The following is a 26,411-nucleotide window of genomic DNA, read 5'->3' on the forward strand; positions in this document are numbered from 1 at the left end:
CGCCACGGGGGCGTCCCGGTTCACCGCGTGGGCTTGTAGGCGCGCAACTGGGCGGCCCTGCTCGCCGCTACGCCCGGCGGCTGCCACACCCAGGTCTGCACGTCGGTGAAGCCCTCGGCCTCGAACTCGGCACCCAGTTCCTGGCGTGGCACCGGCAGCCACCTCTCGTGTGCGGAGAGTACGAGGCGGCCGCCGGGCCGAAGCACGCGCAGCAACTCGGCCAGCGCGGCCTGCCGGTCGTCCCACAACTGCACGTTGTTCACGCTCAGTACGACGTCGACGGACTCGTCGGCCTGCCCGGTCGCTGCGGCGGTACCCGCACGCAACTCCACGGTGCCCTGCTCCACCGCCTCGGCGCACCTGGCGCGGCACATGTCGAGCATCTCCTCGGCCGGATCGACCCCGATAACCAGCCGGGCGCGCTCCGCCGCCGCACGGAGGCCGACACCCGGTCCGGGCCCGATCACGAGCACGTTCTCGTCGCTCGCGGGGTTGGCCACCGACACCACGTGACGTTCCGTCGCGGCGTTGCCGTGTGCCATGACCGCGCCGCCGAGCCTGCCGAGCAAGCCGCGCGGGTGTCCGAACGTCCGGTCGAGCACGTCTGCGAAAGAACTCATCCTTCGAGATCAGCACGACTGCGAGCGGCTCGCATCGGGGATGACCCGGAATTGCCGCTGCCGGGGCATGGGAGCATAGAGGTATCGCCCCGCGAACGACCCGAGGTATCGAGTGACACAGCAGCGTCCGTCCGCCGACACCACCTTCACGCCCCCTGAGTTCATCAGGAACTTCTGCATCATCGCGCACATCGACCACGGCAAGTCCACCCTGGCCGACCGGATGCTGCAGCTCACGGGCGTTGTCGAGGCGAGGTCGATGCGGGACCAGTACCTGGACCGGATGGACATCGAGCGCGAGCGAGGCATCACGATCAAGGCGCAGAACGTGCGGCTGCCCTGGCGACTGGGCGAGGCCGACCACGTCCTGCACCTCATCGACACCCCCGGGCACGTCGACTTCACCTACGAGGTGTCGCGGGCACTCGAGGCATGCGAGGGCGCGATCCTGCTGGTGGACGCGGCGCAGGGGATCGAGGCGCAGACGCTGGCCAATCTGTATCTGGCGCTGGAGAAGGACCTGCACATCATCCCGGTGCTGAACAAGATCGACCTTCCTGCCGCGGATCCCGACAAGTACGCGGCCGAGTTGGCGCACATCATCGGGTGCGAGCCCGACGACGTGCTGCGGGTCTCGGCGAAGACCGGCGAGGGGGTGCGTGACCTGTTGGACGAGGTGGTCCGGCAGGTCCCGCCGCCGCGAGGCGACGCGGACGCGCCTGCGCGGGCACTCATCTTCGACTCCGTCTACGACACCTACCGCGGCGTGGTCACCTACATCCGGGTCTTCGACGGCAAGATCACGCCGAGGGAGCGCATCCGAATGATGTCCACCGGCGCCACGCACGAACTGCTGGAGGTCGGGATCATCTCGCCGGAGCCGAAGGCGAGCAAGGGGCTGGGCGTGGGGGAGGTCGGCTACCTCATCACCGGGGTGAAGGACGTCCGGCAGTCCAAGGTCGGTGACACGGTCACCGCCGAACGCGGTGGGGCGACCCAGCCGCTTGCCGGCTACCGTGAGCCGCGGCCGATGGTCTACTCGGGTCTGTACCCTGTGGACGGCTCCGACTACCCGGATCTGCGGGACGCGCTGGACAAGCTGCGACTCAACGACGCCGCGTTGAGCTACGAGCCGGAGACCTCCGTCGCGCTCGGTTTCGGTTTCCGGTGCGGTTTCCTCGGGTTGCTGCACCTGGAGATCACCAGGGCCAGGCTGGAACGGGAGTTCGGTCTTGACCTGATCGCCACCGCACCCAACGTCGTGTACCAGGTGTATCTGGAGGACGGCACCGAGCACGTCGTCACCAATCCCTCGGACTGGCCGACCGGTGCCAAGATCGCTGAGGTCCACGAGCCGGTCAGCAAGGTCACCGTCATCGCGCCTTCGGAGTTCATCGGGGCGATCATGGAGTTGTGCCAGGGCAAGCGTGGCCAACTGCTGGGGATGGATTACCTGTCCGAGGACAGGGTCGAGCTGCGTTACCAGTTGCCGCTGGCCGAGATCATCTTCGACTTCTTCGACTCGCTGAAGTCGCGCACGCGCGGCTACGCCTCACTCGACTACGAGGAGGCGGGGGAGCAGGTCGCCGATCTGGTCAAGGTGGACATCCTGTTGCAGGGCGAGCCGGTGGACGCCTTCTCCGCCATCGTCCACAAGGACGCCGCCTACGCCTACGGCAACAAGATGGCGACGCGCTTGCGTGAACTCATTCCCCGGCAGCAGTTCGAGGTCCCTATCCAGGCGGCGGTGGGTTCGCGCATCATCGCGCGCGAGACGATCCGCGCCATCCGCAAGGATGTGCTCGCCAAGTGCTACGGCGGTGACATCTCTCGTAAGCGAAAGCTGCTCGAGAAGCAGAAGGAAGGCAAGAAGCGCATGAAGACCGTCGGCAGAGTTGAGGTGCCGCAGGAGGCGTTCGTGGCGGCGCTGTCGGCCGACGACGGTGCCGACAAGGGCGGTAAGGGCAAGAAGTGAGTGTGGGACTCAGGGATTCCCGCTGAGCCTGACCGGTTCGACGAACACGGCGGTGCGGCGCTGCTGCGCCATCACCCTGTCGTAGGTCTCCCAGTCGTCGTGAGTTCCACCCGCCGCCGTGAAGATGTCCCTGAGTAGCCGTGGGAGTTCGCTTTCGGGGAAGTCGGGGTCGGGGTCGTCCGGTCCGATGAGGTGTGTGGAACCCTGCACCGAGACCCACTCCCAGCCTCGGCGGAAGACGACGGTGGCGTGCCCGTGGGTTCGGAACAGTTCGAGCTTGCGGGCCTTTCCCCGGATGACCATCCCGACGCTGGGATGGCCGGTGACCGGGTTGTCGAGCACGCTTGCGTTCACCACGGAGGCGTGCACGGTGCCGTCGGGCCGTACGGTCGCGACAGTGGCCAGGCCCTGCTCGGCCGCCGCGAGCCGGCGGAGACGTTCCAGATCTACAGGCATGGCATCACGGTAGCGACTCCTACAGACACCTGCGCCGCGTGGCCGGAGCTGGCTCCGGCCACGCGGCGCAGGTCTTGTCTCGGTCAGCCGAGGAGAACCGCGAGCGCGGCGACGAGGCGCGTCGACAGGTCCTGGACCGTGGCGTCGAGGGCATCCGCGATGGGGCCGAGTTCGACGACCGCCGCGGACGCCTGACCGGCGAAGACGGCCAGCAGCGTCGCGGAGAGCGCGCTCACGGCCGTACCGCGCATTGCCCAGCGCTTCGCCGTGCTCCTCGTGGTCTCCTGGATTTCGGTCATGGCTTTCCTCTCCCTCTCGGTTTCCGCGAGTTCCATCGCGTACGTATGGAACAGTGCACTCGGCCGAACGGAGCAACAACTTGGCACGCCTATGATCGCTGAATCGTGCTAAGAAGACTCCCTGTCGGGTACAACGCCCAGGTTCATGCCTGCCGGACCCGGCTCGGTGCAGGTGACCACGTCGTGAGCGTGGTGAGCCGGTTCGTACCCTTGGCGCATGTTCGACAGCTTGCGCGTCCCCGTGATCGTCGCTCCGATGGCGGGCGGGCCGACCACGCCGGAACTGGTGGCAGCGGCGACGAGGGCCGGAGCGTTCGGCTTCCTCGCGGGTGGGTATCTCAGTGCGGCCGGACTCGCCGAGCAGATCGACCGGCTTCGCGCGCTGACCGACGCAGCCTTCGGGGTGAACCTGTTCGTCCCCGGAGTTCGATCCACCGTGGACATCGAGCCCTACGCCGCGAGGCTGTGGGAGGAGGCCGAGCGCTACGGTGTCAGCCCCGGGACGCCGAGGTGGGACGACGACGCCTACTCCGCGAAGCTGGACCTCGTCGTCGAACGTAGGACGCCGGTGGTGTCGTTCACCTTCGGCGTCCCGATCGAGGCCGACATCGAGCGGTTGCACGACGCGGGTAGCGCGGTGCTGGTGACGGTGACGTCGCAGGAGGAGGCGCGGCAGGCCGCCGCCGCAGGCGCCGACGGGCTGTGCGTGCAGGGATTCGAGGCAGGCGGGCACAGGGGTGTGTTCGCCGACGATGCCACCGACCCGGCGGGAGGACCGCTGTACGGAGTGCTGGCCGCGCTGCGGCTGGTGTCCGCGGTGACGGACCTGCCACTGGTGGCGGCGGGCGGGCTGGTGCATGGTGCCGATGTCGCCGCCGTGATCACGGCTGGTGCGGTGGCCGCGCAACTGGGCACGGCGTTCCTGCGTGCCGACGAGGCAGGCACGAATCCCACGCAGCGGCGGGTGCTCGCCGAGGCGGGCAGGCCGACGGCCTTCACCAGAGCGTTCACCGGCAGGCCTGCCAGGGGACTGGTCAACCGGTTCCTGCGCGAGCACACCGAGCACGCGCCTGCCGCTTACCCGCAGCTGCACCGGCTGACCAGGCCGATCAGGGCGGCGGCCGGTTCGGCCGGTGACCCCGAGTCGATGTCGATGTGGGCGGGCCAGACCTATCAGCTGGCGGGCAGCGCTGCGGCCGAGGAGATCATCGAACTGTTGCGCAGTCAGGCGCGGGAGGCGCTGCGGCGCGCCGAGGGCCGGTTCGGCTGAGCGCGCTGCCGGAACTCCACAGTCCACTTTGCTTGTTCGACCGCAGCGGTGGCCGGCTCGGGGTGCTGTGTGACCGGCTGAGCCCTTCCCAGGCGCCGGGCGAGTGCTGCGCAGCGTGCGGGCCGCGTGCGGCTATCCGGCGGCGGCCTCGCCCGCGAACGAGGCCTGCCGAGATGTGCTGGAGGTCGCGACGAAGTAGCTGAGCAGGTCGGCCACCGCCGCGGGGTCGTCGAGTTGGGGGCAGTGGCCCCAGTCCTGGCGAACCATGAGCCTGCTGTGCGGGACGAGCGAGTGTAACTGCCTGCCGGAGGCCGAGCTCACCAGCCGGTCCTTGCCGCAGGCCACGACCAGCAACGGGGCGCTGACGCGGTCCAGTTCGTAGGCCTGTTCCAGTTCGGCGACCAGCTTGCGTGCCTCCCGCAGCCGGTCGGTGGCGGAGCGGTAGTCGGGAAACAGTTCGGTGAAGCGGCGGACGTGGGTGCGCTCGGCGGTTTCGGAGTCGGCGTACAGCAGCCGCGGCACCACCTGTTCGGCGACGGCGCGGACGACGAACGACGGAACCGGGAGCGGCAGCGAGGCCACCCGTAGCGGCAGCGGGTAGCGCGCCACGGTGCGGATCAGCCACGTGTCGACGAATCCGGGGGCCGCGATCGAGACGATCCCCGACACCGGAAGCCGAGGGTTCTGCGCGGCGCGCAGGCTCATCGTGCCGCCGAGGGAGTTGCCGACCAGAACCACGCCACCGCGCGTGGCCTCCTCCTCGACCAGCGCGGAGGTGAACGCGTCCAGCTGCGGCAGGATGGGACCGGGACCGAGCGCGTCGGCCTCACCGGAACCGGGTAGGTCGACCGCGATCGCCTCGTGCCCGGCGGCAGCGAGTTCGCCGAGCACCGGCGACCAGGTGTCCGCGCTGTCGCAGTAGCCGTGCAGCAGCACAAGACGCGGCCGGTCGGTGCGCGGTCGGCGGGAACGGCGCTGCCTGGCGGTGGGTCGCGGACCCACCTCGAGCACACGGGTACGCACACCCGCGAACTCGCGGTACCCGGACCGGACGACCGGACCGGGTACTCGCGGGTTCGTCGATGAACCCTCCCGCGACGCCGCGATCATGAATACAGATTAACCCACCCGTGGCGGTTCACACGCCGGTCTTCCGGGACACGGAAGCGTATCGACCGAGTGTCAATAAGGTGTCGTCGCAGGTAGAGCGGCTGTTCCGGGTCACAGTGTGAACACGATCTTGCCTGCGGTTGCGCCCTGCAGCATGTCGGTGAAGCCCTGCTCGGCCTCCCGCAGCGGCAGTCGCGCTCCGATCTGAGGCCGGATCCCGGCGAGATCGACGTACGACAGCAGGTCACGCAACTCGTCCCTGGTACCCATCGTCGACCCCGTCACCCGCAGCTGCAGGAAGAACACCCGCTGTAGTTCCGCACTCGGGTCGGGGCCGCTGGTGGACCCCGAAACCACGATGATCCCGCCGGGTTTGAGCGACTTCACCGAATGTGACCACGTGGCCTTGCCCACCGTCTCGAACACCGCGTCGACCCGCTCCGGCAGTCGCGCCCCGGACTCGAAGGCCTGGTGCGCGCCGAGCCGCTCGGCCAGCGCGCGCTTGTCCTCGGTGCGACCGGTCGCCCACACTCGCATGCCCGCGGCCTTGCCGAGCTGGATGAGCGCGGTCGCGACCCCACCCGAGGCGCCCTGCACCAGCATCGTCTGCCCGGGTCGCAGGCCCGACTTCACGAACAACATCCGGTAGGCCGTCAGCCAGGCGGTGCCCATGATGGCCGCTTCCTCGAACGACATGCCCTCGGGCTTGGGAACGACGTTGTGGGAGGGCACCACCACGGACTCCGCGAAGGTGCCCTGGTACTTCTCGGTGAGCAGGGTCCGTTTGGGATCGAGGGTGTCGTCCCCGTGCCAGGACGGATCGTTGACGACCGAGTGGATGACCACCTCGGTGCCGTCGTCGAGCACCCCCGCCCCGTCGCACCCGAGGATCATGGGGAACTGGTCCGGCTTGATCCCGACCCCACGCAGCGTCCAGATGTCGTGCATGTTGAGGCTGGCCGACCTCATCGAGACCCGCACCCAGCCTTCGGGTACCTCCGGGTCGGGGCGCTCGCCCACGACGAGCGAGGACAACGGATCGTCGACGTTGGGTTCCTTGGCGTAGACGGCGAACATGGCGCCAACCTACCTGGCGTACCCTCTTTGTTGTGTTCGACGGAGTGGCCCGCTGGTGGGACGGCTTTGAGCTGTGGTTGGCACAGCAGTGGTTCCCGGTGCAGTTCGTGCTGGTCATGGCCGTCTTGCTGCCACTGGGCGGCGGTCTCGCCCTGCTGATCGATCGGGCGGTCGGCGCCGTGGCGCATCGGATCTCCCGGGTGCGGCAAGGCACCCGGCAGTGGGACAGACCGTCCTAGGGAGAGCGGACGAAATGCTGTCTCGCAGGCGCATCAGTGCTGCGCTGATCGGCTTGATCCTGCTGGTGATCGCAGGATGGCTGGTGAAGGACGTCCTGGCGATTGGCGAGCCGAGGCACGGCACGGGTAGCCTCCCGGGCGCGGATTCGGGCCTCGAGATCGCGCCGCTGTCCAGTCTGCCGCCGCAGGCGGAGCGGACGTGGACGCTGATCGAGCGCGGAGGGCCGTTCCCGCATCCGGACACCGACGGCACGACATTCGGTAATAGGGAGAGTTCGTTGCCTCAGATGCCACCTGGCTACTACAAGCAGTACACGGTCGACCTGCCAGGAACCGACGGTCGGGGACCGCTCGGGTTCGTCACAGGCCGGCACGACGAGGTGTACTACACCGGCGATCACTACGTTTCCTTCGTCGTGGTGGACACGCAGCGATGACGGTCAAGCCAAGGCCCGACTCCAGGACGGTGGTCGACCAGGCGCGCGCCCGTGGCGCGCACGCCCACGTGCTCGACACCTCCGAACACATCGACAAGGACAGCACTCTGGACGCCATTGCCACCGTGCTGTCCTTCCCCGAGTACTTCGGCCGCAACCTCGACGCGCTCTACGACTGCCTCACGGATCTTTCGTGGCTGCCTTCCGGTGAGCACGTGCTGATCTGGCGTTTCTCGGACCTGCTCAAACAGGCCGACCCGAAGGCATACCTTGCGGTGCACAGCGTGCTCTCCGACGCACAGCGAGCCATGGCTCCCCGGGGTGAGCGCGCGAACGGGCGCACGCTCACCGTCGTACTGGCGGACTGAGCCGCTACCGGGGCACCCAGTTGGGCTTGCGCTTCTGCGCGAAGGCCTGGATACCTTCCTGCCCTTCGTCACTGGCGAAGAACCGGGCCGACGTGACGAGCATGGACTCCAACGCCTCGGCCATGCCTTCGGCCGTGCCGCGCTGCAACAACTCCTTGGTCGCCGCGAGTGCCTTCGGTCCGCCGAGGGTGAGCGAGGCCACGTAGTTGCGCACCGCGCCATCGAGTTCATCGGCGGGGACGGCGGCGTTGATCAGGCCGATCGCCGCGGCGCGGTTGGCGTCGAAGGTGTCCCCGGTGAGGAACAATTCGTGGGCGGCCCTGGCGTTCAGCCGCGGCAGCACAGTGACGGAAATGATCGCCGGGACCACCCCGATGCGGACCTCGGTGAAGGCGAACGTGGCGTTCTCGGCCGCCACCGCGATGTCGGCGGCGGCCACGAGTCCGACCCCACCCGCTCGTGCCGGTCCGGCGAGCTTGGCCACGACGGGCTTCGGGCTGGTCCAGATGCGCTCGAGGATGGCGGGGAAGTCGTTGACGCCCTGCTTCTCGGCGCTCGCGCCGCGTGCTTCCTTGAGGTCCATACCCGCGCAGAAGACGCTGCCGGTGTGGTCGAGCACGATCACCCGGACGTCGTCGTCGCCGATCGCCTTCTCCAGCCCCGCGCTCAGCTCCGCGCGTAACTGGGCGGAAAGCGCGTTGCGGTTGTGCGGGGAGTCGAGCGTGATGGTGGCGACACCGCCTGTCACCCCGTAGTGCACCAGTTCGTCAGCCATGCTCACACTCTGGCACACGGTTGTTCGTCGTCAGAGCGCCCGGCAGCGGCGCTGGCGAGCTGCTGGACCCGCTGATGGGAAAGTCCGAGTAGCTCTGCGATGCTGCGCAGGCTCAGTCCCGCGTCCTTCAGTTGCTTGATCGCCTCGAGTCGGGCTTTGTCGCGGCTGAGTACGGCTTCGGCGGCTGTGGCTTCTCGCTGCCGGAGTTCATCGACCACTGGGCTGAGGTCGTGCTTACCCTGCCTGTAGTGCCATGAGATTTCGAAGTCGTCCGGGTCGAGATCCTCAAGTCCCGCGATCAGGTCGCGGACCTCCGGCTCGAGGTCAACCATGCGACCGACATCGGTGGCGCCCGCAGGTAGGTCGTGGACGACCGCGACCCACAGATTGTCCTCGCGAGTCACCGTAACGTGATAGACGGGAGATGCCTCGCTCATTTCTCCTCCATCCACTTTTCCCCGAAAAGGGGTGCGAGCGCGTTCTCGATGCTTCGCAACACCGCCCACGACAATTCCCGGTTGTGGCCCGTAACGGCGAACCTCACCAGTTCCTGACCGTGTTGATCGCGAACGAGGTATATCTGATGCGACCCCTTCCCCCTGCCTTCGATGCGTTCCAGGGTGTGGCCGCTCTTTCGTGCGGCCCTTCTCGCGATGCTGAGGACCTTGGCCGGCTTCAGACGTTTCGCCACCACAGACTAAGTCTAGCTACCTAGACATGCAAACGTCTAATTCAATAGACACATCGGCCGGTTGGGAGAACGTGGCCAGCGCCGCCCGGTAGCGGTCCAGGACCACCCGTGCCACGCGTGGGTCCGGTCCCAGCGGGGCGGCCAGCGCGGTTCCGGGTGCCAGCTGACCGGCCAGGGAGTTCACCCGGTCAGGCAACAGTCCGGGCGCCAGGAACCAGGCCGCGACGGCGAAGCGTCGCGCGCCACGAGCCCGCAGTCGCGCGAAGGCGGAGGGCACATCGGGCCGGGTCGCGCTTGCGAAGGCGGGAGCTACCGCGCAGGCGTTGGCCCGGTGCCAGCGGCCTGCGAGGCGGCTCACGGCGGCGTTGGCGTTCGCGTGCGACGAACCGACGGCGGCGAGCACGATCCCGAGTTCCGGATCGGCCAACTCGGCACCCGCCTCGGTGAGCCGGTCGACCGCCACCGACTCCAGTAGCGGATCGGCACCCAGCACGTCGGCCACCGACACCCGAAGCCGGGGCAGCCGCCGACTCACCGTGGCGATCAGCGCGGGTAGATCCACCCGTGCGTGGTAGGCGCTGCCCAGCAGCAGCGGGACGACGACAACGTGCCGGTGTCCGCGTGCGTGCAACTCGGCCAGCATGTCGCCGACCGTCGGCGACGACAGGTCGAGGAACGCCTCGCGCACCTCGGTGGCCGGTGCGAGGAGTCGCACGGCGGCCACCAGGGCCCGCACCGTGGCCGCCGAACGCGGGTCCCTGCTGCCGTGTGCGACGGCCAGCAACGCGGGCGGGCTGTCAGCCTCGGCCACCGCCGCCGGTCACTCCCCGCAGGCCAGTGCCGAGAACCGTTCGCCGACCAACCCGGCCGCGAGCGTGTCACCGTCGCCGGGGTCCAGCACCAGGAACGCGCCCGTTCGCGGGCTGGTGCTGTAGTCGTCGAGCGGCAGCGGCTCCGACAGCCGCAGCCTGACCCCACCGATCTCGTTGAGCTCCAGCGATGGCGGTCCGTCCACTGTGGACAGGCTTTGCTCGTCGAAGCGGGAACGAAGGTCGTCGACGAGTGCCTGCACCGTTCGGGTGCCGTGCTTGAGCAACACCCTGGCCCCCGGTCGCAGTGACTTGCTCGACAGCCAGCACAGCGTGGCGGTGAGTTCGTCGGTCACCTCGGGTGGCTGCTCGGCGGAGGCGATGAGGTCCCCGCGCGAGATGTCGAGTTCATCGGCGAGCAACACCGTTACCGACGATCCCGCCCCCGCTTCGTCCAGTGCGCCACGTGGCGTGTCGACGCTCTCCACCCGGGTGCGAAGGCCCTGCGGCAGCACCACGACCTCGTCTCCCGGCCGTACGGTTCCCGCGGCGATCTGGCCCGCGTAGCCGCGGTAATCGGGATGCTCGGCCGTGCGCGGACGGATGACGTACTGCACGGGGAACCGGAACGCCGCTTCGTGCGGGTCGGGAGCGACCGGCACGTTCTCGAGGTGCTCCAGCAGCGTCGGGCCCTGGTACCACGGAGTGTTCTCCGACCGCGTGGCCACGTTGTCACCCAGCAGCGCCGACACCGGGATGGCCAGAACCGAGCCTTCCTCGTAGCCGAGCGACGACGCGTGCGCCCCGAACTCCTTGGCGATCACGGTGAACGACGCTTCGTCGTAGTTGATGAGGTCGACCTTGTTCACGGCGAGCACCAGCCGGGGCACCCCGAGCAGCGCGAGCACGGCGGCGTGCCGCCTGGTCTGCTCCACCACACCCTTTCGGGCGTCGACGAGCAGCACCGCGAGCTGTGCGGTGGAGGCACCGGTGACGGTGTTGCGGGTGTACTGCACGTGGCCGGGAGTGTCGGCGAGGACGAAGCTGCGCTTGGGGGTGGCGAAGTAGCGGTAGGCGACATCGATGGTGATGCCCTGTTCCCGCTCCGAGCGCAGACCGTCGACGAGCAGCGACAGATCGGGCGTGGACAGCCCGCGGTCGACGCTGGCGCGCCGCACGGCGTCGAGTTGGTCGGCCAGAACCGACTTGGTGTCGTAGAGCAGCCGCCCGACGAGCGTGGACTTCCCGTCGTCCACACTTCCCGCGGTGGCAAGCCTGAGCAGGCCCGACATCAGAAATATCCCTCCCGCTTGCGGTCCTCCATGGCGGCTTCCGAAAGTCGATCGTCCGCCCTGGTCGCGCCGCGCTCGGTCAGCCTGCTGGCCTGTACCTCGGCGATGACCTCTTCCACTGTGGTGGCTGTGGACTCGACCGCTCCGGTGCAGGACCCGTCGCCGACGGTGCGGTAGCGCACCATCAGTTCCTCCACGACCTCACCGTCGCGCGGACCACCCCACGGTCCCTCGGTGAGCCACATGCCATCTCTGCGGTACACCTTGCGCCGGTGGGCGTAGTAGATCGAGGGCAACTCGATGCCCTCGCGGGCAATGTAGTTCCACACGTCGGCCTCGGTCCAGTTCGACAGCGGGAAGACCCGCACGTGTTCTCCCGGGCGGTGCCTGCCGTTGTACAGGTTCCACAACTCGGGGCGCTGCCTGCGCGGGTCCCACTGGCCGAAGGCGTTGCGAAGGCTGAAGATGCGTTCCTTGGCCCTGGCGCGTTCCTCGTCTCGCCTGCCGCCGCCGAACACCGCGTCGAACTTGTGCTCGGAGATGGTGTCGAGCAGCGGCTGGGTCTGTAGCGGGTTGCGGGTGCGGTCGGGGCGTTCGGTGAGCCTGCCGTCGTCGATCCAGTCCTGCACGTGCGCGACGACCAGCCGAAGCCCGTAGGTCTCGACGACCTTGTCGCGGAACTCGATGACCTCGTCGAAGTTGTGCCCGGTGTCAACGTGCAACAGCGGAAACGGCACCGGAGCGGGCCAGAACGCCTTGATGGCAAGGTGCAGCAGCAGGGTGGAATCCTTGCCGCCGGAGAAGAGAATCACTGGGCGGTCGAACTCGCCCGCCACCTCGCGGAAGATGTGAACGGCCTCCGACTCAAGGGCGGTCAGGTTGTCCCGTGCCGCGTCGGCCGCGGTCTCCAGTGTGGTCATGACGTCCTTTCTCAGCCGTTCGTCGCTGTTCGTTCCCGGTGCTGGTGTGCGGAAACCCGCATCCCCGAGTCGTGCGTTCGCGCCGCGGATCAGCCGTGCAGCCCGCACTCGGTCTTCGACTGGCCTGCCCAGCGACCGCTGCGCGGGTCGGCGCCCGGTGCCACCTTGGCCGTGCACGGTGCGCAGCCGATCGACAGATAACCCTCACCGACCAACGGGTTCTGCAGTATCCCGTGCCGCGACAGGTAGTCGTCGAACTCCTCGTCCGTCCACGCCGCGATGGGGTTCACCTTCACCAGTCCGTTGCGCTCGTCCCAGCCGACGATCGGAGTGTTGGCCCTGGTCGGCGCGTCCACCCTGCGCACGCCTGTCACCCAACACGAGTACCGCGAAAGCGTCGCACGCAGCGGAACCACCTTGCGCAGGTGGCAGCACTTGTTGGGGTCGCGATCGTGTAGTTTCGGGCCGTACTCGGCGTCCTGCTCGGCCACCGTCTGCTCAGGGACGGCGTTGACGATCCGGATGTCGGGGTAGACGGTGGCGACCGCGTCGCGGGTGCCGACGGTCTCGGCGAAGTGGTAGCCGGTGTCGAGGAAAAGCACCGCCACATCGGGTTTCACCTTGACCGCGAGATCGATCAGCACCGCGTCCTGCATGTTCGACGCGACGATCAGGTCGTCACCGAACTGCTCCACCGCCCACCGCAGCGACTCTTCGGCGCCTGCGTCCGCGAGCCGCCTGCCTGCTTCGGCCGCCATGGCTTTCAACTGCTCGGTCGAAGCCGCCGCGGTCATCGACTCACCTCCGGTATATGCAGACCGACGAATGTCACCGAGAACACCCTTCGGCAGGACGTGCAAAGCCAGGCGGCGTTGTCCCGCGGTCGGAGATCCTCGTCGCCACAGTACGGACAGTAGAACGGCGCAGCCCTGCTGGGCGTGAAGTTCGGGGCGGAATCCGTCATGTCAGTGCGGCTTCCTCCGCGCGCGCGGCCCACTGCGCGAACCGCTCGCCCTCGTTTCGTTGAGCGACATAGTTGCGCACCACCCGTTCCACGTAGTCCGTCAGTTGGGCGGCGGTGACCTTGTGCCCGCGTAGTTTACGGCCGAATCCGGCGTCCAGGCCCAGACCACCGCCCAGATGCACCTGGAATCCCTCCACCTGCCTGCCTTCGGCGTCGGTGACGATTTGGCCCTTCAGCCCGATGTCGGCGACCTGGATGCGGGCACAGGAATTGGGGCAGCCGTTGAGATGAATGCTCACCGGGTGGTCGATGCCGTCGGTGATGTCGGCGAGCCTGCGTTCCAGTTCGGCGACCAGTGTGTTGGCCTTCGCCTTGGTCTCCACGATGGCGAGCTTGCAGAACTCGATACCGGTGCAGGCCATGACGCCCCGCCGCCACGGCGAGGGATCGGTGCGAAGACCAGCTTCGGCCAGTTCCGCGCGCAGCGCCTCGACCTCGCCACGCGGTACGTCCAACACGACGAGTTTCTGTTGTGGTGTCAACCGGACCCGACCCGCACCCGCGCGTTCGGCTGCCTTGGCCGCCGCGATCAGCATCGAGCCCGATGCGCGGCCCGCCACCGGGGCGCCACCCACGTAGTACCTGCCGTCCACCTGAGGGTGCACGCCGACGTGGTCGACAGGGTGTTCGGGCACGCGGGGTGGTGGACCGTCGAGCAGCCTGCGGCCGAGGTACTCGCGCTCCAGCACCTCGCGGAAGCGCTGCGCGCCCCAGTCCTTGACGAGGAACTTGATACGGGCGCGCGACCGCAGCCTGCGGTAGCCGTAGTCGCGGAAGACACTCACCACACCGGCCCACACCTCGGCTACCTCGGCGAGCGGCAGCCATGCCCCCAGCCGCACGGCGAGCATCGGGTTGGTGGACAGTCCGCCGCCCACCCACAGATCGAAACCAGGGCCGTGCTCGGGGTGTTCGACCCCGACGAACGCGACATCGTGGATCTCGTGTGCGACGTCCTGCTGGCCGGAGATGGCGGTCTTGAACTTGCGGGGCAGGTTGGCGAAGGCGGGATCGCCGATGTAGCGGTCGCGGATCTGCTCGATGGCGGGGGTCGCGTCGATCACCTCGTCGGCCGAGATCCCCGCTACCGGCGAGCCGAGGATCACCCTCGGGCTGTCGCCGCAGGCCTCCATCGTGGTCAGGCCTGCCGACTCCAGCTTCCGCCAGATCGTGGGAACGTCCTCGATGGAGATCCAGTGGTACTGGATGTTCTGCCGGTCGGTGATGTCGGCGGTGTCCCTGGCGTAGGTCTGGGAAAGCTCGCCGAGCAGCCGCAACTGCTCGGTGGTCAGCGCGCCGCCGTCGATGCGCACCCGCAGCATGAAGTAGCGGTCGTCGAGTTCCTCCGGCTCGAGCACCGCGGTCCTGCCGCCGTCGATGCCGGGTTTGCGCTGTGTGTACAGGCCGAACCAACGGAACCGCCCGCGCAGGTCCCCGGGGTCGATGGCGTCGAAGCCACGGTGTGCGTAGTGGTTCTCGATGCGGGCCCGTACGTTGAGCGGCGGATCGTCCTTCTTGGAGCGTTCGTTGGGGTTGAGCGGCTCGCGGTAGCCGAGGGCCCATTGGCCCTCGCCGCGCCGCTGTCTGGTCTTCGCGGTGTGGCCTGCGTTGGGGGCCATCTGTCTCGTCCTCCTGCGGCGGTGGGTGCACGTGGCGGACGCCGTGCGTCACCGCGGCGGGCAGTGTCCGAGCCCGTTCGAAAGCAGTCGCGGCACGTTCGGCGTCCGATTTGTCCGGTCGAGGGGCAATCGGCGCGCGAAGTCAGCGCCGGCAGAGACTGCTGGAGACGCGCAGGTAGTCGACGTGGCGCCGCACCACGAGGGACACACCTGCTGTAGTCACCGGGTCAGACTGCCACGGTGCCCGAAGCGTGGTCCACGGCCGCCCGCATGCTGAGAAGTCTGGACTCACCCGCGCCGTTGTGCCGCTAGAATGTTGCGCTTGCATTCCCGCGACATCTCCCGCTGCCTGCGCACCCGGCCGAGCAGCGACAGCGGCGACAGGTCGGCGTCGGGCGACCCCGACCGCCGCTCGACGACGAGTTCGTCGCCGAGCAGCCTGCCGCCGCGCGACCACGTCTCCCAGCGTTCCAGGTCGGGCATCGAGTAGTCGTAGCCGAAGACCAGCGCCGGTCCGCCGTCACCGCGCAGCGCCTTTCCTCCGGCGTCGCGCAGCGGGAGCCGGTCGTGCCGGCCGTCGAGCACCTCGACCACTCCCGGCGCCAGCGTCGCATCTCGCTCACGTACCAGCAGCCCGTGCCGTGCCGGGTTGGTGCGGGGCGGTAGTTCCAGCAGTCGCGTGACCCGTTCCAGGCGGATGATCAGCCGCGGCAGCCACCACCAGTTCTCCCTGCACAGCAACGGGCTGTCCGCCAGCGTTCGCGTGGGCGGGAACTTGACCAGTTCCTGCTTCAGCAACTCGACCACGAAGTGGTCACCTTCGGTGTCATCGAGGACACTGACAGCTCCCACCACCGCCATCGCGGGCACGCCGGGGCGCAGCGAGCGCGAGTCGGTGACGGCGAAGGCGACCTGCTCGGCGTCTCGCAGGCCGGCCACCTCGCCCGCACGGGAGTAGGGCAGCGCCACGCAGGGCACATCGCGGTCGAGCAACGGGGTGGCCGCGACCGCGGCGGGGTCGCCCTCGGCGGTGAGCCAGCAGACCTCTGCCGTGATCGCTCGCCGCCATAACGGAATCAACGCGTTCATCACCGTAGCTCTTACCAGAAGGTCAAGTCGCTGTTACGGTGCCGTCCGTCAGAAGCCTTGCTAACGGTGTCTGTGGAGATCGGCATGCCTGCCATCGTCGTCGCAATAGCTGTAGCCGTCTTGTTCTACCTCGGTTACCGCTACTACTCGGCGTACCTCGCGAAGAAGGTGTACGCCCTCGACCCCGCCTTCGAGACCCCGGCGCACAGCATGCGTGACGGGATCGACTTCGTGCCGACCAACAAGCACGTGTTGTTCGGCCATCACTTCACCTCGGTGGCGGGGGCGGCGCCGATCGTGGGGCCTGCCATCGCCGTGTTCTGGGGCTGGGGACCGGCGCTCGCCTGGGTGGTGCTGGGCACCATCTTCGCCGCGGGCGTGCACGACTTCGGTGCGTTGGTGGTGTCGGTGCGCCACCGTGCCAAGAGCATCGGCACGCTGGCCAAGGAAGTGGTGAACAAGCGGGCGCGCACGCTGTTCCTGCTCATCATCTTCTTCCTGCTGACGCTGGTGAACGCGGTGTTCGCCGTGGTGATCGGCAACCTCTTCGTCGCCAACCCGGAGGCGGTGCTGCCGATCCTGCTGGAGATCCCACTGGCGATCGGGATCGGCCAGTACGTCTACCGCACGCGCAGCGCGGCGCTGATCCCCTCGATCGTCGGGGTCATCCTGCTGTACGTGTCGATCCTGCTCGGCCAGGTGCTGCCGATCTCGCTGGCCGGTATCGCAGCCGAGGACGGCCTGTTCACCGAGCGCAACCTCTGGGTGATCCTGCTGTTCGCCTACACCTTCATCGCCTCGCGGCTTCCGGTGTGGGTGCTGTTGCAGCCGCGCGACTACATCAACTCCCACCAGTTGTTCATCGCACTCGGTGTGGTGGGCCTCGGCATCATCGTCGGGATGGACCAGATCGTCGCCCCGGCGTTCAACGACACCCCGGAAGGCTCACCGAGTTGGTTCCCGTTCCTGTTCATCACCATCGCCTGCGGGGCCATCTCCGGTTTCCACAGCCTGGTGTCGTCGGGGACGACGTCGAAACAGCTCGACAAGGAGACCGACGCCCGCTATGTCGGCTACATGGGTGCCGTGGGCGAGGGCTCGCTCGCCACGGCGTCGATCCTGGCCGCCACCGCGGGCGTGGTGGCGACCACGGCGGAGTGGGACGAGCTGTACTCCGACTTCTCCACCGCTTCCGGTGGCGCGGCGGGCAACTTCGTGCAGGGCATCGCCAACTTCGCGGGCAACATCGGGGTGCCCGCTTCGATCGGTGTGATCTTCGCGGCGATCGTGGTGATCAGCTTCGCGGCCACCACCATGGACACCGGGGTGCGCCTGCAGCGCTACATCGTGCAGGAGATCGCCGAGATCGCAGGTGCGAGGGCCATCTCGCGCAACATCACGGTGGCGACGGCGATCGCGGTGCTCGTGCCGCTGGTGATGGCGCTGCTGCCCGGCGGCGGCGACGAGGGCTACACCTTCGGTGTGCTCTGGCAACTGTTCGGCACCACCAACCAGCTCACGGCCGGTCTGGCGCTCGCGGTCATCGCGGTGTGGGTGACCAGGAACCGGCGTAACCCGCTCGCCGTACTCATTCCGCTGGTGTTCCTGCTGGCGATGACCAGTTGGGCGCTCGTGGAGAACCTCGGCAACTTCATCGAGGAGAAGCAGTGGGTGCTCGCGCCGCTGGACGCGATCATCTTCCTGCTGGCGATCTGGCTGATCGCCGAGGCCGCGATCGCGCTGTGGAAGAGCTGGACCTCCCGTACCGAGGCGCCGAGCCCGCAGCCGGAGCCGGAACCGGAGAAATGAGCGTCCGGTCCTGGCTGGTCTCCACCTGGCGACGGGTGGAGACCAGCCACGACCAGGTGTTCGTCGCCCGTTGGCGGCAGGGGCTGCGGCGGGAGGCGCGCAAGCAGCAGGACACGCTGCGCGCCCTGGTGATGCTGGAGTCGCTCGGCGTGGACAACCCCGTCGCGTACGAGACACTGGATCTCATCCCCTACCTGGTCGCCGACGTGCACGACTGGCACCGCCGGATGGGCAGGGAAAGCTTCGGAGATCCAGGAGTGTGTTGTTGATCCGCTTCTTCGGCGGCAAGGGCGGCGTCGGCAAGACCACCATGGCAGCGGCCTACGCGCTGTCGCAGGCGCGCAACGGCCACCGGACGCTGGTGGTGTCCACAGATCCCGCTCACTCGCTCGGTGACGCGCTGGCGACACCGATCCGCGACGAGCCTGCCGAGGTCACCTCGGGGCTGTGGGCGGCCGAGATCAGTGGGGAGCGGCAGGCGAAGCGGCGTGTCGCAGAGATCACCGAGGACGCCCGGCACGCCGTGCCGCTGGAGGTGCTGCCCGCCGTGGAGCGGCATCTCGCGCGAGCTGCGCAGGCTCCGGGGACGCTGGAGTCCGCGCTGCTGGACCGGCTCACCGAACTCGTCGAGGGCCTCGGCGATCGCTGGGATCGGGTGGTGGTGGACAGCGCACCCACCGGTCACATGTTGCGGCTGCTGACCTTGCCGGAACTGCTCACCCCGTGGATCGAGGGGCTGGCGCGGCAGCGGGAGCAGGCCAGCGGCCTGGACCGGCTGGTAGCCGGGATGCTCGGGGACGCAAGGGACGAACCCGATCCGCTGCTGGAACGGTTGCATGCCCGCAGGGCGCGGATGGAGTGGATGCGCGAGCGGCTGGCCGCCGACGCGCGGGTGCACCTCGTGCTCGTGCCCGAGTACCTACCGCTGGCCGAGACCCTGCGCGCGGCCGACACCCTGGTCGAAGGCGGGATGCGGCTCGCTGCCGTGATCGTCAACCGGGTGCTTCCTGCCGAGGAGACCGGAGTGCTCGCCCGCCGCAGGGCACAGCAGCAGGAGGTGCTGGCTCGGGTGCGGGAGCGCTTCGACGGCGTGGGCGTGATCGAGGTGCCGCTGCTGGCAGGCGCGCTCACCGGACTGGGCGAATTGCGGACCCTCGCCGACCTGCTCGACCGGGCGGGAATGGACTCCTGACCGCAGGCGGGCGGCGTTTCCCGGCGAATCGGCGCCGCGGGATTGTCGGGGTGCCGAGCCAGAATCGGCATCGCCGCGATTGAGCGAGGTGCCGATGAACGTGACTTCTCCCGAACTGCTGCGGGACGCGATGGTCAAGCAGATCGAAGCCGCGGGCTACGCCGTTGACGAGCAGGTCCAACGCGCGCTGCGCTCGGTGGAGCGACACCACTTCGTGCCGGACGCGGCGATCGAGGATGCCTACGCACCAGACATCGTCGTGACGAAACGAGCCGCCGACGGCGAGGTCCTGAGCTGCCTCTCGCACCCGTCGATCGTGGCGCTGCAACTTGGGCAACTCGCGGTTCGGCCCGGTCAGCGGGTGCTGGAGATCGGCGCCGGTGCAGGCTACAACGCAGCATTGCTCGCACGCCTGGTCGGGCCCGGCGGGCAGGTGACGGCGATCGACGTCGATCCCGACGTCGTCGACAACGCTCGGCGCAGGCTGGCGGCCGTCGGGGTCGGCAACGTGGAGGTGGTGCTCGCCGACGGCGCCCTCGGGCATCCGGCCGGTGCCCCGTTCGACCGGATCCTGGCCACCGTCGGCGCCTACGGCATCCCGGACGCCTGGCTCGGGCAGCTCACACCGGACGGAAGGCTGGTGGTGCCCGTGCGAATCCGCGGCAGCGTGTCCCGCTCGATCGCGTTCGAGCGCGGTGACAACGGCCGCTGGCGCAGCGTGGACCACCAGATGTGCGGGTTCGTGCCGCTGCGTGACGGGATCGCCGACGACCCACGGCGCCGGGTTGCGCTGACCTCCGACGCGGCGGTGAAGCTGCTGCTCAACCAGGAACACGCGCTCGATCCCGCCGGTCTGGCGGGGGTTCTCGACCGGTCGCGGTTCGAGGTGTGGACCGGTGTCACCTTCGGTCCCATGCAGTCACTGGAGTGGCTCTACCTGTGGCTGGCGTGCGTCCTGGACACCGGCGTGTGCTCGATGTCGGTCGAGCCGGCCGCGATCGATGCCGGCGCGGTGCAGCCGATGTTCCGTGCGAGCACCATGGCCGTGCCCGGCGATCGCGAGCTCGCCTACCTGACGTGGCGTGCCGTCGGACACACCGCGAGCGGCGGCCGGATCATGGAGGTCGGTGTCATTGGCCACGGCGACAACCCTGCCGACCTCACCACCCGCGTCGCCGAGGAAGTTCGCGCCTGGAGCGAGCGACACCGAAACCGGCAGGTCCGGTTCGGGATCGCAGCCCCGGCAAGCGGCTCGACCGACCCGGACCACGGCCGGTTCTTCCTCGACCGGCCCCACAATCCCATCGCGGTCGGCTGGCTGTAGCCGGCCGACGGAAGTCGGGGCAATGCCACACTGGAAGGCGTGGTCGAGGTCCCCGCAAGCTCCGCGCCGGTGTTCACGCTGCCCGAGTCCGCGCTGCGTGGGCTGGGGCAGCGCCCGTTCGGCGTTTACGTGCACGTGCCGTTCTGCGCGACCCGCTGCGGCTACTGCGACTTCAACACCTACACCGCGGGCGAGCTGGGTTCGGCCGCCTCACCCGCCTCGTGGCTGACCGGGCTTCGGCGCGAGCTGGAGCTGGCCGCGCGGATGCTGGGCTCGCCGCCCCGCGCCGACACCGTGTTCGTCGGTGGCGGCACACCCTCACTGCTCGGCGCCGAGGGGCTCGGCCGCGTGCTCGACGCGGTGCGCGAGTCCTTCGGGCTGGCCGAGGGGGCGGAGGTGACCACGGAGTCGAATCCGGAGTCGACCTCCCCGGAGTTCTTCGCGGGCATCCGTGAGGCGGGCTACACGCGGGTATCGCTGGGCATGCAGTCGGCCGCGCCGCACGTGCTGCGAGCGCTCGACCGGGTGCACACCCCCGGCCGTCCCGTCGCGGCCGCGCGAGAGGCACGCGCCGCCGGGTTCGAGCACGTCAACCTCGACCTGATCTACGGCACACCGGGGGAGCGCATCCAGGATCTGCGTGCCTCGCTCGAGGCCGTGCTCAGCGCCGGGGTGGACCACGTCTCCGCCTACGCGCTGATCGTGGAGGAGGGCACGGCGCTGGCCAGACGCGTCCGCAAGGGCGAGCTTCCCGCTCCGGACGACGACGTGCTCGCCGCCGACTACGAGCTGATCGACCACACCCTGCGGCAGGCGGGGCTGCACTGGTACGAGGTGTCCAACTGGGCGGCCTCCCCGCGGGCACGGTGCGCGCACAACCTCGGGTACTGGCTCGGCGGCGACTGGTGGGGCGCCGGTCCCGGCGCGCACAGCCACATCGCGGGGGTGCGCTGGTGGAACGTCAAGCACCCGGCACGGTACGCGGCACTGCTGGAGCGGTCGCAGCCGCCGGTCGCGGGTAGCGAGGAACTCACCGCGGCCGATCGCCACCTGGAGCGGATCATGCTCGAACTGCGGCTGGCCGAGGGGTTGCCGTTCGACGCGCTCGACGAGGCAGGAATCCGGCAGGCCCGCGCCGCCGCGGCCGAGGGACTGCTGGAGTCGCCCGCGTTGCGGCGGGGCAGGGCCGTACTGACCGACAGCGGCAGGCTGCTCGCCGACGCCGTGGTGCGCAGGTTGGTGACGTCGTGATCACCCTGCCCGCTACCGGCTCACCACCCTTACCGTCATGCCGGCGGCCGTGAGCCGATCCAGCAGCGCATCGCCCATCGCCACCGCGGTGGTGACCTGGCCGCAGGTGTCGGGCAGGTCGTCGAAGGCCAGGCACAGCACCGACTCGGCGAGCATCTTCGCCGTCTCGTCGTAGCCCGGGTCGCCGCCCGCGAACTCTGTGACGACGCGCTCACCGCCGCCTTCGCCGACGAAGCGCACGCTGAACCACGACCGCGACCGCTTGTCATGACTGGGTCCCTCGCCGGGCTTGCGCAGCCCCGCCAGCGCCCGGCGAGCGGGCGGCAGCTGCGCCAGCAGTGCGAGCGTCCCGAGCCCCAGGCCCGCCGCGACGACCGTGGGCAGCCGCCTCACCGCCGCGTAGTGCCGGTAGGTGAAGTCGGGGCCGTAGCGATCGAGCGCGGCCGCGGAGCGGCCCACGATGCTGGGGTCGATCGTCGGCAGCGGAACCAGCCAGTTGCCGGTGTCGCGGTCCCTGCTCGGCGGCCAGCCGGGCAGGTGGACGCGCCTGCCGTCGGCGCGCGGCTCGACCGCCCTGCGCTGCCTTGCCGTTCGCGCCATCTGCCGAGCGCGGGAGAACGCGGTGAGCGCCGAGGAGTAGGTGCCGCCGGAGAACTCGGTGCGCGCCCGCACCTGGCCTTGCACGGTCAGCGGCACGCCGGAGGGCAACTGCCGCACGGTGTAGTAGACGCCGAGGTCGTGCGGTACCGAGTCGAAGCCGCACGCGTGCACCAGCCGGGCGCCGCTTTCGCGGGCGGTCTCGTGGTGGGACAGGTACATCCGGTCGACGAACTCCGGTTCGCCGGTGAGGTCGACATAGTCGGTGCCCTCCCGCGCGCACGCGGCCACCAGCGGTTCGCCGTAGTGCAGGTACGGGCCGACCGTGGTGGCCACGCCGCGCGCGGACCCGGCCACCTCGCGCAGCGAGTTCGGTTCGGTGACGTCGGCGTGCAGCAGCGGAAGCGACGCGCACCGGGGGTTGATCGCGGCCAGCCGGTCGCGCAGGGCCTCGAGCTTGCCCCGGTTGCGGCCTGCCAGCGCCCACCGGCACTCCTGGGGTGCGTGGCGTGCCAGGTATTCCGCCGTCAGCGTGCCGGTGAAGCCCGTGCCCCCGAACAGCACCAGGTCGTGTTCACGATCGGCTGCCATGCGCCTGCCTTCCTCTCGCCGGTTGTGGTGTGTTGCCGGTGCCGTGGGACCCGCCGCCGGGTGGCACCCCTTCCTCCCGCAACGCCGCTTCCAGCGCGCCCCACACGAGCGTGGTGATGTGGTCGGTGACCTGCTCGATGTCCATCCCGGGATGGTCGAGCCACCAACTGCCCGCCGCTTCCACGGCGCCGACGAGGCCGTGGGCCCACGGCCGCACACCGTCCGACTCGATGCCGAACCCGCCCAGTTGGTCGGTGAGCATCGCGGCGATCACCGCCGCGGCGACCTGGCGGTCCCTGGACGCCTGTTCGGCGTAGCGGTGGCGGCACAGGAAGCGGAAGACGTTGGGGTGCTCCGCGACGACGCCGAGGTAGGCGCGTACTCCTTCGCGCACCCGCATGCGTGGCGGCGCGGGTTCTCGCAGCGCCGGTTCGAGGCGGCACCGCACCAGCGACACGACGCGCTCGGCCACGGCGGCGACCAGGTCGGCCTTGTCCGCGAAATGGCGATACAGCCGTGGTTTCGACACCCCGGCCGCGCGGGCGAGGTGAGCCATTCCGGCGTCGGGACCGTGTTCGTCGAGCGCGCGGAACGCCGCGTCGACGAAGGCGGCGCGACGGGCGGCGCGGTGGTCGCGCCACCGTTCCGCTCGACCGTCCCGGCGGTTGACACCCTCTGCCACGAGCCGGATAGTACGCCAGGTAACGGATACCGGCGGTAACCGGTAAAGCTCGGGCCCGACGAGGCGGTGCGGTCATGGACGGTGTGGCGACCGGAGTGGTGATCATCGGCTCGGGGTTCTCCGGCCTCGGCATGGCCATCCGGCTGAAGCAGTCGGGCAGGCACGACTTCGTGATCCTGGAGAAGGCCGACGACCTCGGTGGAACCTGGCGCGACAACACCTATCCCGGCTGCGCCTGCGACATCCGCTCGCACATGTACTCCTTCTCCTTCGCGCAGAACCCGGACTGGAGCAGGTCGTTCTCCGAGCAACCGGAGATCTGGCGATACCTGCGCAGAGTCGCCGACGACCACGGCGTCGCCGAGCACATCCGGTTCGGAGTCGAGGTCACCGGCGCCCGCTGGGACGACGACGCCTGCCGCTGGCGCCTGCGTACCGCCGTTGGCCAGGAGTTCAGCGGTACCTTCCTCGTGGACGGCACGGGTGCGCTGCACGTACCGAACCTCCCGGCGCTACCCGGCATCGAGGACTTCACGGGCACCACGTTCCACTCCTCGCGCTGGAACCACGACTACCCGCTGGAGGGCAAGCGGGTGGCGGTGGTGGGCACCGGCGCCAGCGCCGTCCAGTTCGTGCCCAAGATCGCGCCCCGCGTGGCACGGCTGGAGGTGTACCAGCGCACACCACCGTGGGTGTTGCCGAGGCCGGAGGGAGAGATTCCGCGGCGGCGCAAGCGGCTGTTCCGCCGCTTCCCTGCCGCTCTTGCGGCGTATCGCGCCGCGCTGTACTGGCTCAACGAGAGCTTCGCCGTCGGATTCAACGGCCGTCCCGGCTTGTTGAAACTCGGCGAGCGGCTGGCGAAACGGCACATCGAGCGGCAGATCCCCGACCCGCAGTTGCGGCGGAAGGTGACCCCCGACTACACCCTTGGCTGCAAGCGGGTACTGGGCTCCAACACCTACTACCCCGCGCTGACCCGGGACAACGTCGAGCTTGTCACGACAGGCATCAGCCGCGTGACCCCTTGCGGGATCGTGGACGGCGACGGCGTCGAGCGGCCGGCCGACGCGATCATCTTCGGCACGGGCTTCAAGGTCACCGAGGCGTTGGAACACCTCGACGTGCAGGGCAGCAACGGCCGCGACCTGGCGACGTTGTGGCGGTCCGAGGGCATCCAGACACACCTCGGGATCACCGTGGCCGGCTTCCCCAACCTGTTCCTGCTGCTGGGACCCAACACCGGGCTCGGCCACAACTCGGTCGTTTTCATGATCGAGTCGCAGATCCGCTACGTGGCCGAGGCCATCCGGCTCGCCGGGCTGCGGGGAGCCGCCGCCATCGAGGTGCGCGAACGGGCGCAGCGCCGCTTCAACAGCGAGATCCAGCGCAAGCTCGCCAAAGGTGTGTGGTCGACGGGCGGGTGCCGAAGCTGGTACCTCGACTCCCGAGGCGTCAACCGCACCATCTGGCCCGGCTTCACATGGCAGTACTGGCTGCGTACCCGCCGCGTGGACCCCGGCGACTTCCACTTCCGCACCCCGGGGATGAAGCGAGCCGCTCAGCCGATGGACACCACCACCAGCCCCGCGACGTAGGTCAGCAGGACGGCGATCCCCTCGAACCCGATGCCGCCTCGCTGCCGCCGAACGAGCCCGGCCGCGATGATCCCGACCAGCAGCATCGTCCACGCCAGTACGAACTCGTCGGTGCGTGTGAGGGCGTGGTACAGCGAGCCGCCGGTATAGGCGACGTCTGCGGCGGCGATGAACAGCAGGTCGAAGGTGTTGCCGCCGACGATGCCCGCCACGGCCAGGGTGAGCGCACCCGCCCGCACCGCCGCCAGGGTGGTGACCAGCTCCGGCAGCGAGGTGGACACGCTCGTCAGCAGCGTCCCCACCGCGGTGCCGGAGAGCGCGCCGTGCTCGGTGATCGACACCCCGGCCCGGCCAACGCCGAAGCCCGCGACCAGCATCACCCCGGCCAGGGCCGCGAACTTGGCCCACAGCACGGGCAGCCGCTCGGTCGAATCCGTCTGGTCCGGGGTGTCCTCGCGGGTCGCCGAGGTTCTCGCAGGCCGCCACATCGGGTCCCGGCCGACCTTGCGGGTCAGCGAAAGGCCGTAGAGGTAGCACAGCACCAGTAGCACGGTCGCCGGATGCACGCCCAGCGGAGCGACCTCGGGCGAGGTGGTGCCGAGCAGCACGATCGCCAGCATCACGATCAGCACGAGGCTGCTGAACACGTTCGCGAGCGAGGCGGCGGCGTGTTCCAGGTTCGCCCTGCGGTAGGCCAGGTCGGCCACGACGATGAAAGTGGTCTGGGCGGCGATGCCGCCCGCCGAGTTGCTCATGGCCAGGCTGGCGTTGCCCGACGTCGCGGCGAGGATGCTCACCACGAGCCCGGCCAGCGAGGTCGATGCCGCGAGCAACACCATGCCCGCGATCGCTTCCCCGAGGCCGGTGCGGTCGGCGAGGCGGTCGACGACTCCGGCCAGCCGCACGCCGAACACCCCGATGACGGCGGCGGCGACGGCGAGGACAGCGATCGACGGGACGACCGGCCAGGTGCTGTTGATCACGTTCACGGTGGCCGTGGTGTACCCCGAGACGGTCGGATTGGAAACCGGCGAGGCTGGGTACGTACCCGATCATGACCGAGAACCAGGACCTGGTGCCCGAGGCCGACGCCGAGGAGCAGCGCGAACCCGCACGCGGTGGGGAAGAGCCGGATGCGGACCGGGCAGGCATGCGGGTTCCGCTCGAGGCCAACCCCGCCGACGTCGCCGAGCAAGCCGCCCCGGTCCCGCTCGACGAAGAAGACGAGAACCGGCCGGCTACCTGAGGTGTGAGGTTCTCGCAACTGGGGTACACGGCCGCAGCAACGCGGTTCATCAAG

The 26,411-nt window shown here is 69.1% G+C and carries 30 protein-coding genes; 12 read left to right on the forward strand and 18 right to left on the reverse strand.

The genetic code is table 11. The annotated features are described in order from the left end of the window. Nucleotides 1-20 precede the first annotated feature (20 nt). On the reverse strand, nucleotides 21-620 hold the full coding sequence (locus SACMADRAFT_RS08285; RefSeq protein WP_009153351.1) for a class I SAM-dependent methyltransferase: 600 nt from the start codon (nucleotides 618-620) through the stop codon (nucleotides 21-23). A gap of 112 nt (nucleotides 621-732) precedes the next feature. On the opposite strand from SACMADRAFT_RS08285, the gene lepA reads away from it, so the two are divergent. Next, nucleotides 733-2,595: a translation elongation factor 4 gene (gene lepA / locus SACMADRAFT_RS08290; protein ID WP_009153352.1), complete on the forward strand. Its 1,863-nt coding sequence runs from the start codon at nucleotides 733-735 to the stop codon at nucleotides 2,593-2,595. A gap of 9 nt (nucleotides 2,596-2,604) precedes the next feature. On the opposite strand, the gene SACMADRAFT_RS08295 is transcribed toward lepA, so the two are convergent. Continuing rightward, entirely contained in the window at nucleotides 2,605-3,051 is a 447-nt protein-coding gene (locus SACMADRAFT_RS08295) for a pyridoxamine 5'-phosphate oxidase family protein (protein ID WP_009153353.1), read from the reverse strand. Nucleotides 3,052-3,134: 83 nt separating this feature from the next. Continuing rightward, on the reverse strand, nucleotides 3,135-3,350 hold the full coding sequence (locus SACMADRAFT_RS08300; RefSeq protein ID WP_009153354.1) for a hypothetical protein: 216 nt from the start codon (nucleotides 3,348-3,350) through the stop codon (nucleotides 3,135-3,137). A 217-nt stretch (nucleotides 3,351-3,567) separates the two neighbouring features. On the opposite strand from SACMADRAFT_RS08300, the gene SACMADRAFT_RS08305 reads away from it, so the two are divergent. After that, entirely contained in the window at nucleotides 3,568-4,620 is a 1,053-nt protein-coding gene (locus tag SACMADRAFT_RS08305) for an NAD(P)H-dependent flavin oxidoreductase (protein ID WP_009153355.1), read from the forward strand. Nucleotides 4,621-4,752: 132 nt separating this feature from the next. Here SACMADRAFT_RS08305 and SACMADRAFT_RS08310 read toward each other — a convergent pair whose 3' ends face one another. Continuing rightward, nucleotides 4,753-5,730: an alpha/beta fold hydrolase gene (locus SACMADRAFT_RS08310; RefSeq protein WP_009153356.1), complete on the reverse strand. Its 978-nt coding sequence runs from the start codon at nucleotides 5,728-5,730 to the stop codon at nucleotides 4,753-4,755. A 111-nt stretch (nucleotides 5,731-5,841) separates the two neighbouring features. After that, nucleotides 5,842-6,807 (reverse strand): zinc-binding dehydrogenase, encoded by a 966-nt coding sequence (locus SACMADRAFT_RS08315; protein ID WP_009153357.1) that lies wholly within the window; start codon nucleotides 6,805-6,807, stop codon nucleotides 5,842-5,844. A gap of 32 nt (nucleotides 6,808-6,839) precedes the next feature. Between SACMADRAFT_RS08315 and SACMADRAFT_RS08320 the strand changes: the two genes are divergently transcribed. The 3 genes from SACMADRAFT_RS08320 to SACMADRAFT_RS08330 are packed head-to-tail and all read left to right on the forward strand — an operon-like array spanning nucleotide 6,840 to nucleotide 7,851. Continuing rightward, nucleotides 6,840-7,046, forward strand: a complete 207-nt coding sequence (locus SACMADRAFT_RS08320; RefSeq protein ID WP_009153358.1) for a hypothetical protein — start codon at nucleotides 6,840-6,842, stop codon at nucleotides 7,044-7,046. 14 nt (nucleotides 7,047-7,060) lie between these two features. Further along, nucleotides 7,061-7,483 (forward strand): ribonuclease domain-containing protein, encoded by a 423-nt coding sequence (locus tag SACMADRAFT_RS08325; RefSeq protein WP_009153359.1) that lies wholly within the window; start codon nucleotides 7,061-7,063, stop codon nucleotides 7,481-7,483. Continuing rightward, on the forward strand, nucleotides 7,480-7,851 hold the full coding sequence (locus SACMADRAFT_RS08330; protein ID WP_009153360.1) for a barstar family protein: 372 nt from the start codon (nucleotides 7,480-7,482) through the stop codon (nucleotides 7,849-7,851). The genes SACMADRAFT_RS08325 and SACMADRAFT_RS08330 overlap by 4 nt, the downstream gene beginning before the upstream one ends. 4 nt (nucleotides 7,852-7,855) lie before the next feature. Here SACMADRAFT_RS08330 and SACMADRAFT_RS08335 read toward each other — a convergent pair whose 3' ends face one another. The 10 genes from SACMADRAFT_RS08335 to SACMADRAFT_RS08375 form a co-directional block, all read right to left on the reverse strand. Continuing rightward, entirely contained in the window at nucleotides 7,856-8,626 is a 771-nt protein-coding gene (locus SACMADRAFT_RS08335) for an enoyl-CoA hydratase family protein (protein ID WP_009153361.1), read from the reverse strand. Between the two features lie 2 nt (nucleotides 8,627-8,628). Beyond that, nucleotides 8,629-9,063, reverse strand: a complete 435-nt coding sequence (locus tag SACMADRAFT_RS08340) for a helix-turn-helix domain-containing protein (protein WP_009153362.1) — start codon at nucleotides 9,061-9,063, stop codon at nucleotides 8,629-8,631. Continuing rightward, complete coding sequence (locus SACMADRAFT_RS08345; RefSeq protein WP_009153363.1) at nucleotides 9,060-9,320, reverse strand: hypothetical protein; 261 nt, start codon at nucleotides 9,318-9,320, stop codon at nucleotides 9,060-9,062. Before SACMADRAFT_RS08345 ends, SACMADRAFT_RS08340 begins: the two co-directional genes overlap by 4 nt. Nucleotides 9,321-9,333: 13 nt before the next feature. Further along, a complete protein-coding gene (locus SACMADRAFT_RS08350) occupies nucleotides 9,334-10,128 on the reverse strand; it encodes a sirohydrochlorin chelatase (RefSeq protein ID WP_009153364.1) in 795 nt (264 codons plus the stop codon). Between the two features lie 9 nt (nucleotides 10,129-10,137). Then, entirely contained in the window at nucleotides 10,138-11,418 is a 1,281-nt protein-coding gene (locus SACMADRAFT_RS08355; protein WP_009153365.1) for a sulfate adenylyltransferase subunit 1, read from the reverse strand. Continuing rightward, nucleotides 11,418-12,338, reverse strand: a complete 921-nt coding sequence (gene cysD, locus SACMADRAFT_RS08360; RefSeq protein ID WP_009153366.1) for a sulfate adenylyltransferase subunit CysD — start codon at nucleotides 12,336-12,338, stop codon at nucleotides 11,418-11,420. The genes SACMADRAFT_RS08355 and cysD overlap by 1 nt, the downstream gene beginning before the upstream one ends. A gap of 89 nt (nucleotides 12,339-12,427) precedes the next feature. After that, nucleotides 12,428-13,132, reverse strand: coding sequence for a phosphoadenylyl-sulfate reductase (locus SACMADRAFT_RS08365; protein ID WP_009153367.1), 705 nt, complete (start codon nucleotides 13,130-13,132; stop codon nucleotides 12,428-12,430). Next, nucleotides 13,129-13,302 (reverse strand): Insertion element protein, encoded by a 174-nt coding sequence (locus SACMADRAFT_RS30790; protein ID WP_083840855.1) that lies wholly within the window; start codon nucleotides 13,300-13,302, stop codon nucleotides 13,129-13,131. The genes SACMADRAFT_RS08365 and SACMADRAFT_RS30790 overlap by 4 nt, the downstream gene beginning before the upstream one ends. Next, nucleotides 13,299-14,981, reverse strand: coding sequence for a nitrite/sulfite reductase (locus SACMADRAFT_RS08370; protein ID WP_009153368.1), 1,683 nt, complete (start codon nucleotides 14,979-14,981; stop codon nucleotides 13,299-13,301). Before SACMADRAFT_RS08370 ends, SACMADRAFT_RS30790 begins: the two co-directional genes overlap by 4 nt. Nucleotides 14,982-15,269: 288 nt before the next feature. Further along, nucleotides 15,270-16,070, reverse strand: a complete 801-nt coding sequence (locus tag SACMADRAFT_RS08375; protein ID WP_009153369.1) for a hypothetical protein — start codon at nucleotides 16,068-16,070, stop codon at nucleotides 15,270-15,272. Nucleotides 16,071-16,154: 84 nt separating this feature from the next. Here SACMADRAFT_RS08375 and SACMADRAFT_RS08380 point away from each other — a divergent pair, with 84 nt between their 5' ends. The 5 genes from SACMADRAFT_RS08380 (at nucleotide 16,155) to hemW (ending at nucleotide 21,646) form a co-directional block, all read left to right on the forward strand. After that, entirely contained in the window at nucleotides 16,155-17,879 is a 1,725-nt protein-coding gene (locus tag SACMADRAFT_RS08380; RefSeq protein WP_009153370.1) for a carbon starvation CstA family protein, read from the forward strand. Then, nucleotides 17,876-18,148 carry a cory-CC-star protein gene (locus SACMADRAFT_RS08385; protein WP_009153371.1) on the forward strand — a complete coding sequence of 91 codons (273 nt, stop codon included), beginning with the start codon at nucleotides 17,876-17,878 and terminating at the stop codon, nucleotides 18,146-18,148. The genes SACMADRAFT_RS08380 and SACMADRAFT_RS08385 overlap by 4 nt, the downstream gene beginning before the upstream one ends. After that, complete coding sequence (locus tag SACMADRAFT_RS08390; protein ID WP_040925605.1) at nucleotides 18,139-19,071, forward strand: ArsA family ATPase; 933 nt, start codon at nucleotides 18,139-18,141, stop codon at nucleotides 19,069-19,071. Before SACMADRAFT_RS08385 ends, SACMADRAFT_RS08390 begins: the two co-directional genes overlap by 10 nt. 94 nt (nucleotides 19,072-19,165) lie before the next feature. Continuing rightward, the gene (gene fxlM, locus SACMADRAFT_RS08395; protein ID WP_009153373.1) at nucleotides 19,166-20,395 is read left to right on the forward strand and encodes a methyltransferase, FxLD system; all 1,230 of its coding nucleotides are present in this window, start codon (nucleotides 19,166-19,168) and stop codon (nucleotides 20,393-20,395) included. Between the two features lie 39 nt (nucleotides 20,396-20,434). Next, entirely contained in the window at nucleotides 20,435-21,646 is a 1,212-nt protein-coding gene (gene hemW / locus SACMADRAFT_RS08400) for a radical SAM family heme chaperone HemW (protein ID WP_009153374.1), read from the forward strand. A 12-nt stretch (nucleotides 21,647-21,658) separates the two neighbouring features. On the opposite strand, the gene SACMADRAFT_RS08405 is transcribed toward hemW, so the two are convergent. Together SACMADRAFT_RS08405 and SACMADRAFT_RS08410 are read right to left on the reverse strand one after the other, a co-directional pair. Continuing rightward, nucleotides 21,659-22,834, reverse strand: a complete 1,176-nt coding sequence (locus SACMADRAFT_RS08405) for a saccharopine dehydrogenase family protein (protein ID WP_009153375.1) — start codon at nucleotides 22,832-22,834, stop codon at nucleotides 21,659-21,661. Further along, on the reverse strand, nucleotides 22,818-23,516 hold the full coding sequence (locus SACMADRAFT_RS08410) for a TetR/AcrR family transcriptional regulator (protein WP_009153376.1): 699 nt from the start codon (nucleotides 23,514-23,516) through the stop codon (nucleotides 22,818-22,820). Before SACMADRAFT_RS08410 ends, SACMADRAFT_RS08405 begins: the two co-directional genes overlap by 17 nt. 74 nt (nucleotides 23,517-23,590) lie before the next feature. Between SACMADRAFT_RS08410 and SACMADRAFT_RS08415 the strand changes: the two genes are divergently transcribed. Beyond that, complete coding sequence (locus SACMADRAFT_RS08415; protein WP_009153377.1) at nucleotides 23,591-25,111, forward strand: flavin-containing monooxygenase; 1,521 nt, start codon at nucleotides 23,591-23,593, stop codon at nucleotides 25,109-25,111. On the opposite strand, the gene SACMADRAFT_RS08420 is transcribed toward SACMADRAFT_RS08415, so the two are convergent. Continuing rightward, the gene (locus tag SACMADRAFT_RS08420; protein WP_009153378.1) at nucleotides 25,075-26,100 is read right to left on the reverse strand and encodes a sodium:calcium antiporter; all 1,026 of its coding nucleotides are present in this window, start codon (nucleotides 26,098-26,100) and stop codon (nucleotides 25,075-25,077) included. The two genes, SACMADRAFT_RS08415 and SACMADRAFT_RS08420, sit on opposite strands and share 37 nt — an antisense overlap. Nucleotides 26,101-26,165: 65 nt before the next feature. On the opposite strand from SACMADRAFT_RS08420, the gene SACMADRAFT_RS08425 reads away from it, so the two are divergent. Next, the gene (locus SACMADRAFT_RS08425; RefSeq protein WP_009153379.1) at nucleotides 26,166-26,357 is read left to right on the forward strand and encodes a hypothetical protein; all 192 of its coding nucleotides are present in this window, start codon (nucleotides 26,166-26,168) and stop codon (nucleotides 26,355-26,357) included. Nucleotides 26,358-26,411: the final 54 nt, after the last annotated feature.

The sequence above is a fragment of the Saccharomonospora marina XMU15 genome (genome assembly GCF_000244955.1).
Taxonomy (GTDB): Bacteria; Actinomycetota; Actinomycetes; order Mycobacteriales; family Pseudonocardiaceae; genus Saccharomonospora_A; species Saccharomonospora_A marina.

What these genes read in the sequence shown, in the direction of transcription:
- SACMADRAFT_RS08335 (WP_009153361.1), bottom strand. Translation starts at nt 8,626, where the DNA reads ATGGCTGACGAACTGGTGCACTACGGGGTGACAGGCGGTGTCGCCACC.
- SACMADRAFT_RS08300 (WP_009153354.1), bottom strand. Translation starts at nt 3,350, where the DNA reads ATGACCGAAATCCAGGAGACCACGAGGAGCACGGCGAAGCGCTGGGCA.
- SACMADRAFT_RS30790 (WP_083840855.1), bottom strand. Translation starts at nt 13,302, where the DNA reads ATGACGGATTCCGCCCCGAACTTCACGCCCAGCAGGGCTGCGCCGTTC.
- SACMADRAFT_RS08330 (WP_009153360.1), top strand. Translation starts at nt 7,480, where the DNA reads ATGACGGTCAAGCCAAGGCCCGACTCCAGGACGGTGGTCGACCAGGCG.
- SACMADRAFT_RS08325 (WP_009153359.1), top strand. Translation starts at nt 7,061, where the DNA reads ATGCTGTCTCGCAGGCGCATCAGTGCTGCGCTGATCGGCTTGATCCTG.
- SACMADRAFT_RS08425 (WP_009153379.1), top strand. Translation starts at nt 26,166, where the DNA reads ATGACCGAGAACCAGGACCTGGTGCCCGAGGCCGACGCCGAGGAGCAG.
- SACMADRAFT_RS08310 (WP_009153356.1), bottom strand. Translation starts at nt 5,730, where the DNA reads ATGATCGCGGCGTCGCGGGAGGGTTCATCGACGAACCCGCGAGTACCC.
- SACMADRAFT_RS08375 (WP_009153369.1), bottom strand. Translation starts at nt 16,070, where the DNA reads ATGAACGCGTTGATTCCGTTATGGCGGCGAGCGATCACGGCAGAGGTC.
- SACMADRAFT_RS08365 (WP_009153367.1), bottom strand. Translation starts at nt 13,132, where the DNA reads ATGACCGCGGCGGCTTCGACCGAGCAGTTGAAAGCCATGGCGGCCGAA.
- SACMADRAFT_RS08315 (WP_009153357.1), bottom strand. Translation starts at nt 6,807, where the DNA reads ATGTTCGCCGTCTACGCCAAGGAACCCAACGTCGACGATCCGTTGTCC.
- fxlM (WP_009153373.1), top strand. Translation starts at nt 19,166, where the DNA reads ATGAACGTGACTTCTCCCGAACTGCTGCGGGACGCGATGGTCAAGCAG.
- cysD (WP_009153366.1), bottom strand. Translation starts at nt 12,338, where the DNA reads ATGACCACACTGGAGACCGCGGCCGACGCGGCACGGGACAACCTGACC.
- SACMADRAFT_RS08355 (WP_009153365.1), bottom strand. Translation starts at nt 11,418, where the DNA reads ATGTCGGGCCTGCTCAGGCTTGCCACCGCGGGAAGTGTGGACGACGGG.
- SACMADRAFT_RS08385 (WP_009153371.1), top strand. Translation starts at nt 17,876, where the DNA reads ATGAGCGTCCGGTCCTGGCTGGTCTCCACCTGGCGACGGGTGGAGACC.
- SACMADRAFT_RS08415 (WP_009153377.1), top strand. Translation starts at nt 23,591, where the DNA reads ATGGACGGTGTGGCGACCGGAGTGGTGATCATCGGCTCGGGGTTCTCC.
- SACMADRAFT_RS08380 (WP_009153370.1), top strand. Translation starts at nt 16,155, where the DNA reads ATGCCTGCCATCGTCGTCGCAATAGCTGTAGCCGTCTTGTTCTACCTC.
- SACMADRAFT_RS08405 (WP_009153375.1), bottom strand. Translation starts at nt 22,834, where the DNA reads ATGGCAGCCGATCGTGAACACGACCTGGTGCTGTTCGGGGGCACGGGC.
- SACMADRAFT_RS08285 (WP_009153351.1), bottom strand. Translation starts at nt 620, where the DNA reads ATGAGTTCTTTCGCAGACGTGCTCGACCGGACGTTCGGACACCCGCGC.
- SACMADRAFT_RS08370 (WP_009153368.1), bottom strand. Translation starts at nt 14,981, where the DNA reads ATGGCCCCCAACGCAGGCCACACCGCGAAGACCAGACAGCGGCGCGGC.
- SACMADRAFT_RS08305 (WP_009153355.1), top strand. Translation starts at nt 3,568, where the DNA reads ATGTTCGACAGCTTGCGCGTCCCCGTGATCGTCGCTCCGATGGCGGGC.
- SACMADRAFT_RS08340 (WP_009153362.1), bottom strand. Translation starts at nt 9,063, where the DNA reads ATGAGCGAGGCATCTCCCGTCTATCACGTTACGGTGACTCGCGAGGAC.
- SACMADRAFT_RS08295 (WP_009153353.1), bottom strand. Translation starts at nt 3,051, where the DNA reads ATGCCTGTAGATCTGGAACGTCTCCGCCGGCTCGCGGCGGCCGAGCAG.